Source organism: Bacteroides sp. M10 (assembly GCF_014334015.1).
Lineage (GTDB): Bacteria > Bacteroidota > Bacteroidia > Bacteroidales > Bacteroidaceae > Bacteroides > Bacteroides intestinigallinarum.
This window is the reverse complement of the sequence record NZ_CP060488.1, coordinates 1,804,669-1,823,118: the sequence shown is the minus strand read 5'-3', so window position 1 is coordinate 1,823,118 and position 18,450 is coordinate 1,804,669. Positions and strand designations below refer to the sequence as shown.

Genomic DNA, 18,450 nt, shown 5'->3' with positions numbered 1-18,450 from the left:
CATAAAACAGAATGTATATGAAAAACAGAATAATCACACTTTTGTGCATCGTATGCCTGTTCACAGGCAATGAAGTATGCCGGGCACAAGTGCAAGAAGTTATATCCGGTGTGGTGCGGAATGAGAGCAACGAACCTTTAGACGGCGCAATCATTTCTGTTCCGGACAATCCTGAATACACCACAAGCAGTGACAAAGACGGAAAATTTATCATGGAGATTCCGTCGGGAGCCAGTATGGTCATTTGTAAGATTCCGGGATATCGGAACCAGACAATGAAATTCACTCTGAATAAACCGGTGGAGTTTCGTCTGATATCAGACATCGCCGGTCAGGATACATCTCTCGAAGTAGCCATGCTGCAAAAAGAGAGAAAAGGAGGTTATACAGGAGCAATCTCTACCGTTCAGGGAGAAGAGTTAGTTAAAACACCTAATAGCGGATTTTCAGCTACGCTGACCGGACGCTTGGCAGGATTGACTTCTATCCAATCCACCAGCACACCAGCCGATGATGCAACAACGATGTATATACGTGGTCTGAATTCCATAAACGGTAATTCACCTTTGGTTGTACTCGATGGAATTCCGGCTCCACTATTCGATATGAATACACTCGATGCCAACACTGTAGAATCTGTCAGTATTCTGAAAGATGCCGCAGCTAAAGCATTATATGGTCCGCGAGCTTCTTCCGGAGTAATTCTTATTACTACAAAAAGAGGCGAAATAGGACGTACTAAAGTAAATGTGAACATGGACTTCTCCATACAACAGGCTACCCAGCGTCCTAAAATAGTAAGTACCGGTGAATACGCACAAATGCGTAACCAGGCCTTACTCAATGACGGTGGCACTCCACTCTATTCTTTATATGAAATAGCCGGATTTACAGATGGAACTATGCCGGGACACGACTGGTATGACACTTTTATGAATGATGCAGCCAGTATGCAACGTTACAACGTCAATATCAGCGGAGGTAACAACCGGGTTAAATACCTTGTTAATGCCGGTTATCTTCACCAAAACAGCCTGATTGATGCAGAGAAGAATGATAATTATAATCCCGCACTCAAATTGCATCGCTTCAACATTTTAGCTAATGTGGACGTCACTCTGCATCGTTATCTAAACTGTTTCCTTAACACAAATGTCACTATCGACCGGATGAATCAAGGATACAACGGGACAGGAGATATCATGAATTCGATCTATCAGATGGCCCCCACCGTACCTGGACCTATCACCGAAGACGGAAAAGTGATTACTGCAGAATACAATGAATATCCTACTTACGGACTTATCAACCGTTCCGGATATAGCCATCAAACAGGTATCAATCTGAACGTCGCTTATGGAATGAATCTGGATCTGGGATTCCTGACTAAAGGATTGAGCGTAAAAGGAATAGTAGGTTATGAAGCAAACTATGACGGAACAATCTATGGTTCTACCGACTACGCACGTTATGCAGCCAATGGCAGCGGACTTTTCGGTACTCACACCACTCTTCCTCTAAGTTTAAGCAAGACCGCTAATATGCGCTACTTTATCAACTTCCAAGGATTCATCAACTATAATCGTATTTTTGGAGGCAGACATGAAGTAGATGCATTTGTCAGCTATTTCAATGAGAATATGATGAAAAACGGTGATCTCCCATACGATCGTTTGTCATTGATGGGACATGTGAAATACGGCTATGATTCACGATACTATATACAGGGAGACTTTACCTACGATGGTACAGAACAGTTCAGACCGGGTAACCGTTTTAAATTCTTCCCGACAGTATCTGCCGCTTGGGTGGTATCCAACGAAAGTTTCCTGAAAGACACAGATTGGTTGTCCTTCCTCAAAATACGCGCATCTGCCGGATGGCTGGGTAATGACCAGATATCTGACACCCGCTTCCTGTATGCTACGGATGTACGTTATAAAGATGCAGGTTACTTACTAAGCAACTACTATGGCTTTCACACTGTAGAAGGTATGCAAGGTAATCCATATATCCACTATGAAGAATCTTTCCAGCAAAATTACGGAATAGATGTTACCTTATTCAACTCACTAGGTATCACATTTGATTATTGGAACGTGAAACAGACCCAAATGGCTATCCAAGATAACAGTGTATCTTCTGCACAAGGTATCGCCAGTGAAAATCTGCCATTTGAAAATCTGGGTAAGATGAACAACAAAGGATTTGATATCGAACTATCTTATATCAAGAATCTGAAATGTGGATTAAGAATGACTATCAGAGGGAATATGGGATACAATAAAAATGAAGTGACTGACATAAAAGAGTTGAACCGTACCGCCAGCGGATATTACTATCCATATCGTAAAACCGGCTATTCTGCAGGACAACAGTTCGGATATCTGATTGACTATTCCAACGGAAACGGCTACTATAATAGCCAGGAGGAAATAGATAAAAGCGGTCTGCGATTCTCTGGTGCTTCTCCGCGCCCAGGTGATTTCATTTACAAAGACTTAAATAACGACGGAAATATAGATGAGCGTGACCAGGCACCGATGGACAAAGCCCAGACACTACCTACACTTTCTTATGGTGGTTCTATTCAACTGGAATACAAAAACTTTGACCTGTATGTTCAGTTACAAGGTGTATCAGGTACAGCAGCCTATTACAGTGGATGCGGTATCTTCGATAATGCTTACCAAGGAGTGTACACAGACCTGCACCGTAATGCCTGGACAGCAGATCGCTATGCGACAAATGAAAAAATCAGCTATCCGGCTTTGACCACAGGAAGCTCTTCAAGTCTCCAATCGAATGAATTCTTCTATTCCAAAAATAACTATATGAGATTGAAGAATGTAGTATTAGGTTATACACTTCCTAAACGTTGGAGCAGTAAGCTGAAACTGGAGAAAATGAGATTCTATATCAGCGGAGCCAATTTGTTGACCACCTCATCTCTCAAGTTCGATAATCTGGACCCGGAACAATATTCCTACTCTGTATACCCCATTTACAGAACATTTAACATAGGACTTAACCTGAATTTCTAAAGACTGAAGTTATGAAAATAAATAAAATCATATCAGGAGTATTCTCCTTGCTCATATTATCCTCATTCATAGGATGTACTGAAATTGAAGATCATCCGGACGGCCGTACGGATTACAGCGATTTGTTTACCACGAACCGTAAAACGTATACTTATATGAATCAATGTTATGGATGGATTCTGAATTACGGAATGAACTATAACTATACCATGCTAGCTGGTTGTACGGATGAAGCCAAAGATTCCTGGGAACTACAGAACGGAGTTACCCGCAAATGGAATGAAGGACAATTATCTCCCTTCAGCAATCCGCTGGAGGGCATCGAAGGAAATCCGGAAAACTACAATTATTATTATCAAGGGATTCGTGCCTGCAACATCTTTCTTGCCAATATTCCTACTGCCAGTGTCTACTCAGAAGATATCCGTAACAGTTTCAAGGCACAGGTACTTACATTACGCGCTTTCTATTATCTTCAATTGGTGAAACGTTATGGAGGTGTTCCCATCATAACAACTCCCGACTACGATTATACCAAGGTTAAAAGAGGTACATTTGGCGAGTGTGCCCGCCAAATATTAGCTGATTGTCAGGCTGCTATTGATATTCCCACTGTTGAAGAATGGGGATGGCGTTCCTTAGATAAGGAGAACTACCGTCACGTTATGACAAAAGCCATCTGTGCAGCCATCCGTTCACAGATATCACTCTATGCAGCCAGTCCTCTGTACAATGACGGAACAATCACTTGGACAGAAGCCGCAGAAATTACTAAAAAGTCTCTGGATGACTGTCTGGCGAACAATTATGAACTTTATAAGAAACAGCCGAATGCTACAGCAGGTTATTCTCCTTATGATGTGTATTTCTATTCGCGCACTGACTTGCCGGTAGTTAATGACAAAGAAACCATTATGGAAGTTGGACAGATGTATATGTGGAATTATGCTGGCCTGCCAACTACCGACGGCCAGACAGATGCCGGTGCGTGTCCGTCGCAAGAGCTACTTGATGCCTATGAAGTTGTGAACGGTGACATGACAGAATCTTATCCTCTGCTCAATTTAGAGAGCCCTTATCTGGATGCCAATCATCTACAGCCTAACTTGAATTCGGCTGTTCAAGGTCTCTACAATCAAGCCAAACCGTATGAGAACCGTGATCCACGTCTTAAAGCTTCTATTTATTATGATGGTTCCAAACTAAACCTGGAAACCGGTGCACTACTCTCAACCAAGACAGGAGGAAACTGTGCACTTGATCCCAGTAACGCACGTTACACCTGTACCGGCTATTATACACGTAAGTTCTCGCATTATAAATCCGGACGTTCCGGCAACCTGGATGGCTACTTCAAAGAGTTCCGCCTGGCTGAATTATATTTGAATTATGCAGAGGCAGCTAATGAAGCATCCACTACCGGAACTGTACCCAATGATGCGGTAGACGCAGTCAATGCAGTACGTTCCAGAGTAGGTATGCCAGGCATTCCTTACGGATTATCCTGTGAGCAATTTCGTCTGCGAATCAGGAACGAAAGACGCGTAGAACTTGCTTTTGAAGAACACCGTTTCTTTGATGTACGCCGTTGGAAGATACTGGATCAAACAGACAAAATAATCACCGGAATGAAAGCAAACTCAGATGGAAGTTACTCCCGTTTTGTAGTAGATAATAACCGAAAAGCATATAGTGAAAAATTCCTATTATATCCAATACCGGGTGACGAAGCAATCCGGTTACAGAATGCTTCAGGAACTAACTGTCAGAATCCGGGCTGGTAATCAAATCTAAAAAATACAGATTATGCAAAAGTGGTTATTAACTATTATTATTGCCATACTTCCTGTTATCACTGCATGTTCTAAAACCGATACGGAAGTATCTGTACCGGAAGAAGAAACAGGAAAGAAAACAGAGATTAAGTTCCTTCAACTCAACTTATGGGTGGAGTGTACCAAGGTGGAGCATGCTCCGGAATATCTGATAGAACAGATTGCTTCCCTACAGCCAGACATTGCTACATTTTGCGAATTATATAAAGGTCCGCAAGACGATCCCGTGATGCCTAAACTAATGCAAGGGCTTAAAGATAAGGGACTCATCTATTACGATGCACGAATAGACGGAAGAGCGGTCATATCAAAATATCCGATCAAAGAGACAGAACGCATCAACAAATGGATGTTCAAAGCGATTCTGGATGTCAATGGGAAACGAGTGGCCGTTTACCCGGCACATTCGGAGTATCGTTACTACACCTGTTACTATCCCCGAGGATACAATGACGGTAGCGTTAATTGGGATAAACTTCCGGCTCCTATCACTGATGTAGACAAGATACTTGCTGTCTGCGAAGAATCAGACCGTATAGAATCCGCCCAAGCTTTTATCAACAACGCTGCCAAAGAGCTAGAGCAAGGAGCACTCGTGTTTTTTGCCGGAGATCTGAATGAGCCTTCTTATCTGGATTGGCAGGCCGATACAAAAGATCTATTCGATCATCGCGGATGTATCGTCAATTGGGGAACTTCCAAATTGTTGGTTCAACGGGGATATAAAGATGCCTACCGGGTAATTCATCCCGATCCGATGAAATGTCCGGGATTCACTTTCCCTGCAGACAATAAATCTGTCATTCCAGAGAATCTCTCATGGGCACCGGAGGCAGATGAACGCGAACGAATTGATTTCGTTTACTATTATCCAAATAAAAATCTACAAATAAAAAATGCCCAGATAGTAGGTCCAACAGGCTCTATTGTACGCGGAAAAAGAATAGAAGAACAAACCAAAGATCCAATCATTCCGCCCGTAAACAATCAGTGGCCAAGCGATCATAAAGGAGTGCTGATTACGTTTTATATCAAAGAGTAATAACAATGATTAACAGGATGCAAAAGTGGATATACATCATTATACTCCTGACCGGATACTCAATAAAAAGTTATACACAGGAGACCATAAATCTCAATATTCCTGTTGAGCAAAACTGGATGTTCGATAACGAACATCCAGTACGCTTCATGCTGGAATTGACATCTGCACAGTCAGGTTTTTCGGATAGGATACGTATGGACATTGCTACAGATTTCGGCAATGCTGTATCGTCTACCTTTATAACCTACTCTTTCGGAACAGATTCGATAGCTCCCGGTGGAGGCTTTCGCAGTCGTGCATCAGTCACTCTCACGAATCTCACTCCCGGGTTTTACCAGGCTTGTTTCATTGCTGGCACCGACACTCTGAAACATTTCTTCTTTGGATACGAAGCCGAACAGATTTTATCCAAACCGGATGGTCTCCCTAACTTAAAAAGATTTTGGAATAAAACCATCACCGAACTTAAACGTGTACAACCTGCCTATAAAATGACACGTCTACCTGAATCTTCGAAGCCAGAGCGTGATGTTTACGAAGTAGAAATGTGCTCGCTTGAAGGAGAAATCTTACGGGGGTATTGGGCAGTCCCTACAGATGGTCAGAGTCATCCGGCCGTAGTGGTTTATCAAGGTTATGATGCCGTCACCTGGATTCCCGGTCCCGACGACTATCCCGGTTGGTGTATCTTGGTCATTCCACCCCGTGGACAAGGCCTCAACAAACCTTATAACCGCTTTGGTGAGTGGATTGCTTTCGGACTGGATTCACCCAAACATTACTATTATAGAGGTGCTTTTGCTGATACAGTCCGCAGTATTGATTTTATTTTTGCTCAGCCATGCTTTGACGGACAAAACCTTTTTGCTACAGGTATTTCGCAAGGTGGAGCGCTCACATTAGCAGCAGCGTCACTCGACCATCGTATTTCCGCAGCTGCGCCTATCGTACCCTTTCTGTCAGACTATCCCGATTATTTCCGTTTGGTTCACTGGCCTGCCAGCTTGGTATTCGAAGGAGCTGCCCGGCAGAATATTGACAAAGATAAAATATTCTCATTACTAACTTACTTTGACTTGAAGAATCTGACCGAATGGATCAAATGCCCAATATTAATGGGATTCGGACTTCAGGACAACATTACACCACCACATACAAATTTTGCAGCATACAATCACATCCGTACACCTAAACGCTGGATATGTTACCCTACATCAGGACACTTTGCAGCTTATGAGAACATGGACTCATGGATTGCTGAAAGTACTCGTTTTTTCAATCAGTATGTAGTGTGGTAATAATCTGAACTGATAAAAACGAAACAGGCACAAACACTATAACAAGAGGTTAGTTAGGTTAGAAACCGGAAGAGTAATTCTGTTAAATAGAATTCTCTTCCGGTGTTTTATAGTTACTTTCTTCTAATAAGGTTCACTGAAATCGAATAAAAACAATATATTTGCATAGATGTAAACACCTTAAAAAATAAATTAGTGAGAAAAGTAATTCTTTTATTTCTGCTATTTTTAAGCGTAGCTGGAGTCCGCACACAAGGTCAAAACATCACTTTTAGCCACTTGACCACGGACGACGGACTCTCCCAATTTTCTGTCAATAGCCTTTATATTGATGAACGGGGAATTATATGGATCGGCACGCGTGAAGGACTGAACCGGTATAACGGTAACGATATCAAAAGTTTCAAACTTAATAAAAACGATCCGAACAGCTTGTTCAGCAATACAGTGCTGCGCATCACCGGAAACAAAAACGGAAAGGTATACCTGCTCTGTACGGACGGGGTGGCAGAATTCGATCTGACTACACAAAGATTCAAAACGTTGCTGCAAGGTAATGTGGATGCTATTTATTTCAACGAGAAATTATATATCGGGAAAAGAGAAGAAGTATTTGTATATAATGAAAGTACGGGAAACTTCGATCTCTACTATCATCTTGCCGGAAAAGATATCACCCTCTCCTGCCTCCACCTGGACGAAAAGAAAAATCTGTGGATGGGAACTACCAGTAACGGACTTTACTGTTTATCGGGAGACAAAAAGATTTCCCAACCTGTCACAAGAGGTAATATCGCGAGTATTTACGAAGATTCGTCTAAAGAATTATGGATCTGTACCTGGGAAGAAGGACTCTACCGGATAAAAACAGACAGTACCATTGAGAACTTCCGTCATGATCCCAAAAATCCAAACAGTATTTGCGCCGACTTCGTAAGGAGTTGCTGTGAAGATAATGCAGGAAATCTGTGGATAGGAACCTTTCACGGGTTAAATCGCTATGAAAAGAGCACAGGTAAATTCCAACTTTACACTGCCAACGCGAACAAACCCGACGGACTCACCCACTCCTCTATCTGGTGCATCGTCAAAGATGAACAAGGAACAATTTGGCTGGGTACTTATTTCGGAGGTGTCAACTATTTCAATCCGGAATATGAAATCTATACCCGCTACAAGACGGGAGATACAGAAAAAGAAGGTTTAAGTAGCCCGATTGTCGGCAGAATGACTGAAGATAAAGACGGGAACTTATGGATTTGTACTGAAGGCGGTGGCGTGAATGTGTACGACCGGAAAAATAACACCTATCGGTGGTATCGCCACGAAGAGGGCAAAAATAGTATTTCCCATAACAACGTCAAAGCAATCTATTACGACCGGACTAATGAAATTATGTGGATAGGTACACACTTGGGAGGATTGAACAAACTCGACCTGCGTACCAACCGTTTCACAGTCTACCGGATGAAAGCCGGAGACCCAACCTCACTACCTTCGGATATCGTCCGAGACATTGTACCTTATAAGGACAAGCTGGTTGTCGCCACACAAAACGGTGTTTGTCTTTTCAATCCGGCAACAGGCGCTTGCCAACAACTCTTCAAAGAGACTAAAGAAGGAAGAGGTATTGGCATGGTAGCCAGTCTTTGCATTGATAAAGACGGTACATTGTGGATTGCGGCTACCGGAGAGGGTGTTTATTCTTACCGGTTCGACAGCGGTAAACTTACTAATTATCCGCACAATCCCGCTAATCCGAACAGTCTTAGCAACAATAATATCAACAGTATCATGCAGGACAGTAACGGTAATCTATGGTTCTGCACTTCCGGAAGCGGTCTCGACCGTTACCGGAAGGCAAGTGATGACTTTGAAAACTTCGATGTACAGACAGACGGTTTATCCAGCGACTGTATCTACGAAGTATGCGAATCGTCCATACAGAAAGGTGACTTATTGCTGATTACCAATCAAGGATTCTCACAGTTTGACTATCCAAGCAAGAAATTCTATAATTACGGTACGGAAAACGGATTCCCGCTGACTGCCGTTAATGAAAACGCACTATTTGTGACACATGACGGAGAAGTATTCCTTGGTGGTATTCAGGGAATGATTTCTTTCTGGGAGAAGAAATTACATTTCACTCCCAAATCATATAATATCATTCTTTCCCGCCTGCTTGTCAACGGAAAAGAAGTAGTTCCGGGAGATGAAAGCGGCATCCTGGAACAGTCGATCTGTCATACTCCGGAAATCAGTCTGAAAGCGGATCAATCGATGTTTAGCATCGAATATGCCACTTCCAACTTCATCCCTGCCAACAGGGATGAGATTCTCTATCGACTGGAGGGTTTCTCAGACGAATGGAACCATACTTACCGGAAGCAAACGCTGATTACTTATACAAACCTGAATCCGGGTAAATATACCCTTGTCATCAAATCACAGAGGGAAGGAATAAAAGAGGCCAGACTGCTGATTATCGTACTCCCTTCATGGTATGAGACATGGTGGGCTTACCTGATTTATACCATTGTCACTATCAGCCTGTTATGGTATCTTATTCAGAACTATAATTCGCGCATCAAACTCCGTGAGTCTTTGAAGTACGAAAAGAAGCATATTGAAGACCTCGAAGCATTGAACCAGTCGAAACTCCGTTTCTTCACTAACATCTCGCACGAATTCCGCACACCGTTAACGCTGATCGTGGGACAAGTGGAAACTTTGTTGCAGGTGCAGACATTTACGCCTAATATATATAATAAGGTGTTGGGAATCTACAAGAACAGTCTCCAATTACGGGAACTGATTACGGAACTACTTGATTTCCGTAAACAGGAACAGGGTCACATGAAGATCAAAGTTAGCCAGCACAATCTGGTTAACTTCCTGTATGAGAATTATCTGCTCTTCCTCGAATATGCGAGCAGTAAACAAATCAACTTCAAGTTCAACAAACAGAAGGATGACATTGAAGTATGGTATGACCAAAAGCAGATGCAGAAAGTGATAAACAACCTGCTGTCTAATGCAGTGAAGCATACCAAGGCCGAAGATACGATTTCGATTAATGTATCGCAGGAGAAAGACCATGTCATCATTGAAATAAAAGATACAGGTACAGGTATCGCCGCTGCCGAAATTGATAAGATATTCGACCGTTTCTATCAGACCGAACATCTCAACTCGCTGAATACCGGAGCCGGTACAGGCATCGGACTGGCACTGACGAAAGGTATTGTGGAACTTCATCACGGCACAATCCGGGTGGAAAGCGAACCGGGCAAAGGAAGCAGTTTCATTATCACCCTCAAACTAGGCAAGGAACACTTCACAGAAGAGCAAATAGCGAAAGATGATACGGAAACCATCCAGCAAACAGAGACTATTGTTCCTTCAGTAGAAATAATCCCTGATTCGGAATGGAAAGAAGAAGATAACAAGCGCATCGAAGACGCCAAAATGCTGATAGTGGAAGACAATGAATCTATCAAGCAGATGTTAGTCGGTATTTTCGAAACATTCTATCAAGTCAGTACGGCTTCCGACGGAGTAGAAGCATTAGAGATGATACAGAAGGATATGCCGAGCATCATTTTAAGTGATGTCGTAATGCCACGCATGTCGGGTACGGAACTTTGCAAACAGATCAAGACAGACTTTAACACTTGCCATATTCCGGTGGTATTATTAACCGCACGTACTGCTATAGAGCACAATATCGAAGGTTTGAAGATTGGTGCGGATGATTATATCACGAAACCGTTTAATACCAATCTTCTGATTTCCCGCTGCAATAACCTGGTTAACTCCCGCCGGCTATTGCAAGAGAAGTTCAGCAAACAACCACAGGCTTTTGCCCAAATGTTGGCTACCAACCCGATGGATAAGGAGATGCTCGACCGCGCGATGGCCATTATCGAACGTCATCTGGACAATACGGATTTCAACGTTAATATCTTCGCCCGCGAAATGGGTATGGCACGTACGAACCTATTCACCAAACTGAAAGCAGTTACAGGCCAGACCCCGAATGATTTCATCCTAAGCATACGTCTCAAAAAAGGCGCTGTCATGTTAAGAAATAACCCGGAGCTGAATATCACGGAGATCTCTGACCGGATTGGGTTCTCCTCCTCCCGCTATTTCAGTAAATGTTTCAAGGAGATTTATCACGTCAGTCCGCTGGCTTATCGTAAAGGAGAAGAGAGCGAAGAAGAAGGAGACGGAGAAGAAACAGATTAGCAGGTAACTATACAAGCACTCTTGCAAAATAATCTTATATTATTAGGCACGGATCACACGGATTTCACGGATTAAAAAACGATGAGTATGAAAACAACAGCGTTAATCCGTGTGATCCGTGCCTAAATTTATGATATAAACGATTTCTTAGTCCGGACATCTTCGCCCGAATAAAGAAGGTAACTTCTTAAGTGTACTATTTTGTACTTCACTTGTACATTCCTACTCATTCTTTTTCCTCCAATCGCTTATCTTTGTGTTCATTACATTATTTCCTAAAACATTCAGCATTATGAAAAACGTTTCGCGTCTACTTCCCCTATTGTCCGGCATCGTCACGCTGTCAGGATGCAGTCATGCACCCCAAAAGAGCAATGGGCAGAATAACCAAAAGCCTAACATTATTTATATATTTGCAGATGATCTCGGCATTGGTGATTTAAGCTGTTATGGAGCAACGAAAGTGAGTACTCCCAACATCGACCGGTTGGCAGGACAAGGAGTACAATTCACCAATGCTTATGCAACTTCTGCCACCAGCACTCCTTCCCGTTTCGGACTCCTGACAGGTATGTACCCATGGAGACAAGAAAACACAGGAATCGCTCCCGGCAACTCTGAACTCATTATCGACACTACCTGCATCACCATGGCAGATATGCTGAAAGATGCAGGATACGCAACCGGTGCAGTAGGCAAATGGCATCTGGGACTCGGTCCGAAAGGTGGAACCGACTTTAACAACCGGATTACCCCTAACGCACAAAGCATCGGTTTTGACTACGAATTTATTATTCCGGCTACCGTAGACCGTGTACCTTGTGTATTTGTAGAAAACGGACATGTCGTAGGACTTGACCCCAATGATCCTATCACCGTAAGTTACGACCACAAAGTCGGCGACTGGCCTACGGGAGAAGAGAACCCGGAGCTCGTCACTTTAAAACCCAGTCAGGGACACAACAATACAATTATCAACGGCATTCCCCGTATCGGCTGGATGACCGGAGGAAAATCCGCCCTTTGGAAAGATGAAGACATAGCCGATATCATCACCCATAAGGCTAAGAATTTCATTGCATCCCATCAGGAAGAACCCTTCTTCTTATATATGGGTACGCAAGACGTACATGTACCGCGCATCCCTCACCCACGTTTCGCAGGCAAAAGCGGACTCGGCACTCGTGGCGACGTCATCCTGCAACTGGACTGGACCATCGGTGAAATCATGCACACACTGGATAGCCTCCACATCGCAGACAACACCATCCTGATCTTTACCAGCGATAACGGTCCTGTTATCGACGACGGCTATCAAGACCAAGCTTACGAACTTCTCAACGGACATACTCCGATGGGTATCTACCGTGGTGGGAAATACAGTGCTTACGAAGCGGGTACACGCGTTCCATTTATTGTCCGTTGGCCTGCCCGGGTGAAGCCGAACAAGCAACAAGCTCTTTTCTCTCAAATAGATGTGTATGCATCGCTCGCCTCACTTTTGGATCAACCTTTACGCAAAGGAGCTGCCCCCGACAGTCAGGAACATCTGAACGTTCTCCTCGGCAAAAATAATACAAACCGTGAGTATGTCGTTCAACAGAATCTCAATAACACACTTGCCATCATAAAAGGTCAATGGAAATACATCGAACCGAGCGACGGCCCCGCCATCGAACATTGGACGAAAATGGAGTTAGGCAACGACAAACAGCCTCAACTTTACGATTTATCCTCCGATCCATCGGAGAAAATGAATGTATCAAAACAACATCCCGACATAGTGAAAGAGTTATCCGAATTACTAGAATCCATCAAAGAGAAATAGTTTATGAGAACAGAAAAATTGTATGATTTTGCACCAATCTTGAATAATTCTATCCATATTAGAATATTCAATCCGTCTATCTTTGCAAGCGTAGATTCAATAAAATCACTTAATTTTTAATATATGAAAAAACATTTATCCACTCAAACTAGAAAAAGGATGCTCTCCTCCATCGGACTGATCTTGTTTTCTGTTTCTTTTGTACTTGCACAGGTACTTGTTAAAGGTACAGTGAAGGACAACTTAGGAGAAGGAGTGCCGGGAGCCAGTGTTCAGGTAAAAGGTACTTCACAAGGAACAATCACTGACCTTGATGGTAAATTTGCTTTTAACGTACCCAATAAGAATTCGATATTGGTTATTTCTTTCATTGGTTATGTCACTGTAGAAATAAAGGCGGACACTCAAAAGCCAATGGTTATCACATTGAAGGAAGATACAAAGACACTGGACGAAGTGGTAGTAGTCGGCTATCAGGAAATACGCAAGAGAGACCTGACGGGTTCTGTTGCCAAAGCCAGCATGGCAGAACTGCTTAGCACTCCGACGGCTTCTTTCGGCGAGACATTAGGCGGACGTATTGCCGGTGTCAACGTAAGTTCGGGCGAAGGTATGCCGGGCGGGCAGATGAACATCGTCATCCGTGGTAACAACTCTTTGACACAGGACAACTCTCCTCTTTATGTCATTGACGGTTTCCCGGTGGAAGACCCCTCCATAGCCGCAGCCATCAATCAGAATGATATCGAGTCACTCGACTTCCTGAAGGATGCCTCTGCTACTGCTATCTACGGTGCCCGTGGTGCCAACGGTGTCGTGATGATTACAACCAAGAAAGGAACAATCGGCCAACCTAAAATTAAATATGACGGAAGTTTCGGTATTCAGCATATCACCAAAACAATCCCGATGATGGATGCCTATGAATTCGTCAAACTACAGGCAGAACGTAGTCCCAAAGATATGGAAACTACCTACTTCATGAATTATGACGGCAAGAAATGGGGATTGGAAGATTATAGAAATATCCCACAATATAACTGGCAGGATGAAATCTTCCGCAGCGCATGGATGCAAAGCCACAATGTCAGCCTGACCGGTGGTTCGGAAGGAGTTCGTTACAACGCTTCTTTATCTTATTATGACCAGGACGGTATCTTGTTGGAATCAAACTACAAGCGTATACAAGGCCGTATGGGTACTACCATTCAAAAGAAGAAACTGAAAATCTATCTGACAACCAACTATTCAAGTACTACAACCACCGGTGGTTCTCCTTCTCAGAACTCATACAGTGGTATGAATAACCTGTTCTATAGTGTATGGGGATATCGCCCTGTGACAGAACCGGACAGACCATTAAACTCGTTGATGGACAATATCATGGACGATGCGATAAACAATACCAACGACTATCGTTTCAACCCTATCATGTCTTTGAAAAACGAATATCGCAAGACGTACGCGAACTATATCCAGTTCAACGGATTTGCAGAATATGAATTTATCAAAGGATTGAAGTTGAAAGTTTCCGGCGGTTACACGTTCGATACCCGCAAAGGGGAAACATTCAACAACTCGAAGACCCGCTATGGTAATCCGAAATCATCCGATAAGGTAAATGCAGAAATCTACCATTCTCAACGTGCAACATGGTTGAACGAAAACATTCTGACCTATCAGACCAATATCAAACGGAAGCATTTCTTTAATAGTATGGTAGGTGTAACCCTGCAAAATTCTGACTATGAATACTATTCATACAAAACAGTGCAAATTCCAAACGAAGCACTCGGAATGGCAGGAATGAGTGAAGGAACTCCGAGTACAACCAAATCATTAAAGAGTTCCTGGTCTATGCTTTCCTTCCTGGGACGTTTGAACTACAACTATAAATCATTGTATTATGCAACGGTTTCTTTCCGTTCCGACGGTTCTTCCAAGTTCCGTGGTGATAACCGTTTCGGTTATTTCCCTTCCAGCTCATTGGCTTGGGGATTCATGGAAGAAGATTTTATGAAACCATTGAAACCAGTTGTTTCTTCAGGTAAATTAAGAGCAAGCTGGGGATTGACCGGTAACAACCGTGTAGGCGAGTATGATACATACGCTCTATATCAAATGTTGAAAGATAAAGTCGGAGACTTTATTTCAGTCGGTAGTACTCCAAGTGGTGTATATCCGTTTGAAAACAGTCTGACAAGCGTAGGTATGGTACCTACTTCTTTAAGAAATAGAAAGTTGAAATGGGAAACTACCGAACAGTGGAATCTGGGTCTGGACTTGGGCTTCCTTGACGAACGTATCGGATTGACCATAGACTGGTATCGTAAGACGACTCGCGACCTGCTGCTGAATGCATCAACAGCTCCTTCTTCCGGTTTTACCAGTGCGATGAAAAATATAGGTAAGGTACGCAACCAAGGTATTGAGTTCACCTTGAATACTACCAACATTAAAAACCGTAACTTCTCGTGGACCAGTAACTTCAATATAGCCTTTAACAAGAATAAAGTATTGGCATTGGCAGAAAACCAAGTATCCATGCCAACTGCTGCGAAATTTGACCAAAACTATAACTCACAATACAGCTACATCGCCAAAGTGGGTTATCCGATGGGGATGATGTATGGATTCATCTATGAAGGTACATACAAGTACGAAGACTTCGACAAGGTGGGTGATACCTATACATTGAAACGTAATGTTCCATATTTCTCTTCCGAGAGTAATACGCAACCGGGTATGCCCAAATACGCAGACTTGAATGGTGACGGTATTATCGACGATAACGACCGTACTATGATCGGTAACGGTATGCCGAAACATACAGGTGGATTTACCAATAATTTCGAATACAAAGGATTTGACTTGAGCATCTTCTTCCAATGGTCGTATGGAAACGATGTATTGAATGCCAACCGCCTGTTCTTCGAGAACAGCAATAAAACACGTGACTTGAACCAATACGCAAGTTACGCAGACCGCTGGACACCGGAAAATCCGGAAAGTAATATTCCGAGAGCTACCGACTCCGGTTCTAACAAAGTGTTCTCTACACGTATTATCGAAGATGGTTCGTTCCTTCGTCTGAAGACCGTGTCTTTAGGATATACACTGCCGAAACAACTGACCAAGAAATGGAAGATAGACAATGCACGCGTATTCGTTGCCGGTCAGAATCTATGGACATGTACAGGGTATTCCGGTTACGACCCGGAAGTATCTATCCGTGAAGGCGCACTGACTCCGGGACTGGACTTCTCCGCTTATCCGAGAGCCTACTCTATCAGTTTTGGTATAAACTTAGGTTTCTAATCAATCATCCTTCAAACAATTACGTATATGAAAACAATAAAAATAATCATCATATCACTTCTTGTCGGACTTAACCTGACTTCCTGCGATTTCTTGGAAAAAGACCCGACATACACCACTCCTGAAAACTTCTTCAAAAATGAAGCGGACGCTACCTCTTGGCTGACAGGAACCTATGCCATTCTGGGACAAAGTTCCTTCTACGGAAATGAGTTCTTATACCTTGTAGGAGGTGACGATCTGGGACACTATGGTGGTGCCAACCGCGGACCTAACAAAAGTGGGTTGATCTGTAACAATGCCAACACAAGTGATCCGGCCGTTGCAGCATTGTGGTACACATTATACTCCGGCATCAACAGAGCCAATATTTTCCTGGAAAATATTGATGCAGTGCCCGATATGAACGACGATACCCGCAAGCAGTACAAAGCCGAAGCCCGTTTCTTACGCGCATTCTATTATTTTACTTTGGTAGAATGTTGGGGAGATGTACCTTTCAAGACTACTTCTACAGAAGATGCCTATAACCTCTCCATTCCACGTACGGACAAACAGACGATTTATGATTTTATCATCAAAGAGATGTATGGTTCTGCCGAGGATCTCAAATCTGCTCAAGATTTGAACTATTTACCGGGACGTGTTTCCAAATCGGCTGCTTGGGGAATGTTGGCGCGTGTATATATGTTCCGGGCCGGTGAACCTAAACGTGACAAGGAAGTGGGTTTGGCTAACAACACGACTAGTGCCGAGATTACAGAATATTTCAAAAAAGCAAGTTACTATGCACAGTTAGTCAAGAATGAGGGTCATTCACTAACTGCCAAATATTGGGACTTCTTTATCGACATTTGTTCTGATAAGTATAACACTGCTCTCAATAAGGATGGTGCCAAGGCTAATGAAAGTATTTGGGAAGTAGAATTTGCAGGTAACCGTTCGACGGATGTACGTGCAGAAGGTAGAATCGGTAATATTATCGGCATTCAGGGTAAGGACCTTTCTTCCAAAGCATCCATCACTGGTAAAGGTGATCCGGGCTATGCATACGCTTTTATCTGGAATACTCCTAAACTGCTGGAATTGTATGAAGCAAACGATGACATTGACCGTTGCAACTGGAACATCGCTCCATTCACTTACACCCAGTCAGCAGGAGAAGGTACTCCGGTAGACGGTCGTGAATTTGTAAAAGGAAAAAGAGATGAAGTGGAACAACAATACTGGGATAAATCCTTCAGCTATGGTAAAACAGAGCCGGGGTCTACTTACGGTGATCGTGAATCGAAGAACGATGCCAATAAGAACCGCAACAGGGCTGCCGCCAAATATCGTAGAGAATATGAAGCAGACAAGAAGAGTAAAAACGATACTTCCATCAACTTCCCTCTTCTCCGTTACTCTGACATTCTGCTAATGATTGCAGAGGCAGAAAATGAAGTCAACCATGGCCCTAATGATTTGGCGTATGAATGTATCAATGCAGTAAGAGAACGTGCAGGAATCAAAAAACTTGCAGCAAATCTGGATGAAGAGAGCTTCCGCAAAGCTATCAAAGACGAACGTGCAATGGAACTCTGTTTCGAGTACACACGCCGTTTCGACCTGATCCGTTGGGGAGACTATTACAAACTGATGCAGGAACAAGTGGACAAGGCGCAGGCTGACGAATCCTGGAAATTCGGAACCAATGTATATACTTACTTCAATATTCCGAAGTCTTACAACTATTTCCCGATTCCTGCCAATGAGATAGGATCGAACAGTGCTATCAAAACGAATAATCCGGGTTGGTAAATCCCTTATTAACTTTAAAAAGAAAAGG

General features: G+C 43.0%; 8 protein-coding genes. All 8 read left to right on the top strand.

Annotated elements, in window-relative coordinates:
• Positions 1–11 precede the first annotated feature (11 nt).
• The 8 genes from H8796_RS06570 to H8796_RS06535 all read left to right on the top strand — a co-directional run bounded on the left by H8796_RS06570 (position 12) and on the right by H8796_RS06535 (position 18,422).
• On the top strand, positions 12–3,044 hold the full coding sequence (locus H8796_RS06570) for a SusC/RagA family TonB-linked outer membrane protein (protein ID WP_117936449.1): 3,033 nt from the start codon (positions 12–14) through the stop codon (positions 3,042–3,044).
• An 11-nt stretch (positions 3,045–3,055) separates the two neighbouring features.
• Entirely contained in the window at positions 3,056–4,828 is a 1,773-nt protein-coding gene (locus tag H8796_RS06565; RefSeq protein ID WP_117936447.1) for a RagB/SusD family nutrient uptake outer membrane protein, read from the top strand.
• 22 nt (positions 4,829–4,850) lie between these two features.
• Positions 4,851–5,921: an endonuclease/exonuclease/phosphatase family protein gene (locus H8796_RS06560; protein ID WP_117936445.1), complete on the top strand. Its 1,071-nt coding sequence runs from the start codon at positions 4,851–4,853 to the stop codon at positions 5,919–5,921.
• A 5-nt stretch (positions 5,922–5,926) separates the two neighbouring features.
• Positions 5,927–7,222 (top strand): acetylxylan esterase, encoded by a 1,296-nt coding sequence (locus H8796_RS06555; protein ID WP_117936443.1) that lies wholly within the window; start codon positions 5,927–5,929, stop codon positions 7,220–7,222.
• 195 nt (positions 7,223–7,417) lie between these two features.
• Positions 7,418–11,476, top strand: a complete 4,059-nt coding sequence (locus H8796_RS06550) for a two-component regulator propeller domain-containing protein (RefSeq protein WP_117936441.1) — start codon at positions 7,418–7,420, stop codon at positions 11,474–11,476.
• A gap of 292 nt (positions 11,477–11,768) precedes the next feature.
• Complete coding sequence (locus H8796_RS06545) at positions 11,769–13,304, top strand: sulfatase-like hydrolase/transferase (RefSeq protein ID WP_117936439.1); 1,536 nt, start codon at positions 11,769–11,771, stop codon at positions 13,302–13,304.
• A gap of 159 nt (positions 13,305–13,463) precedes the next feature.
• Positions 13,464–16,622, top strand: a complete 3,159-nt coding sequence (locus H8796_RS06540; RefSeq protein WP_117936437.1) for a TonB-dependent receptor — start codon at positions 13,464–13,466, stop codon at positions 16,620–16,622.
• A gap of 27 nt (positions 16,623–16,649) precedes the next feature.
• Positions 16,650–18,422 (top strand): RagB/SusD family nutrient uptake outer membrane protein, encoded by a 1,773-nt coding sequence (locus tag H8796_RS06535; RefSeq protein WP_117936435.1) that lies wholly within the window; start codon positions 16,650–16,652, stop codon positions 18,420–18,422.
• Positions 18,423–18,450 lie beyond the last annotated feature (28 nt).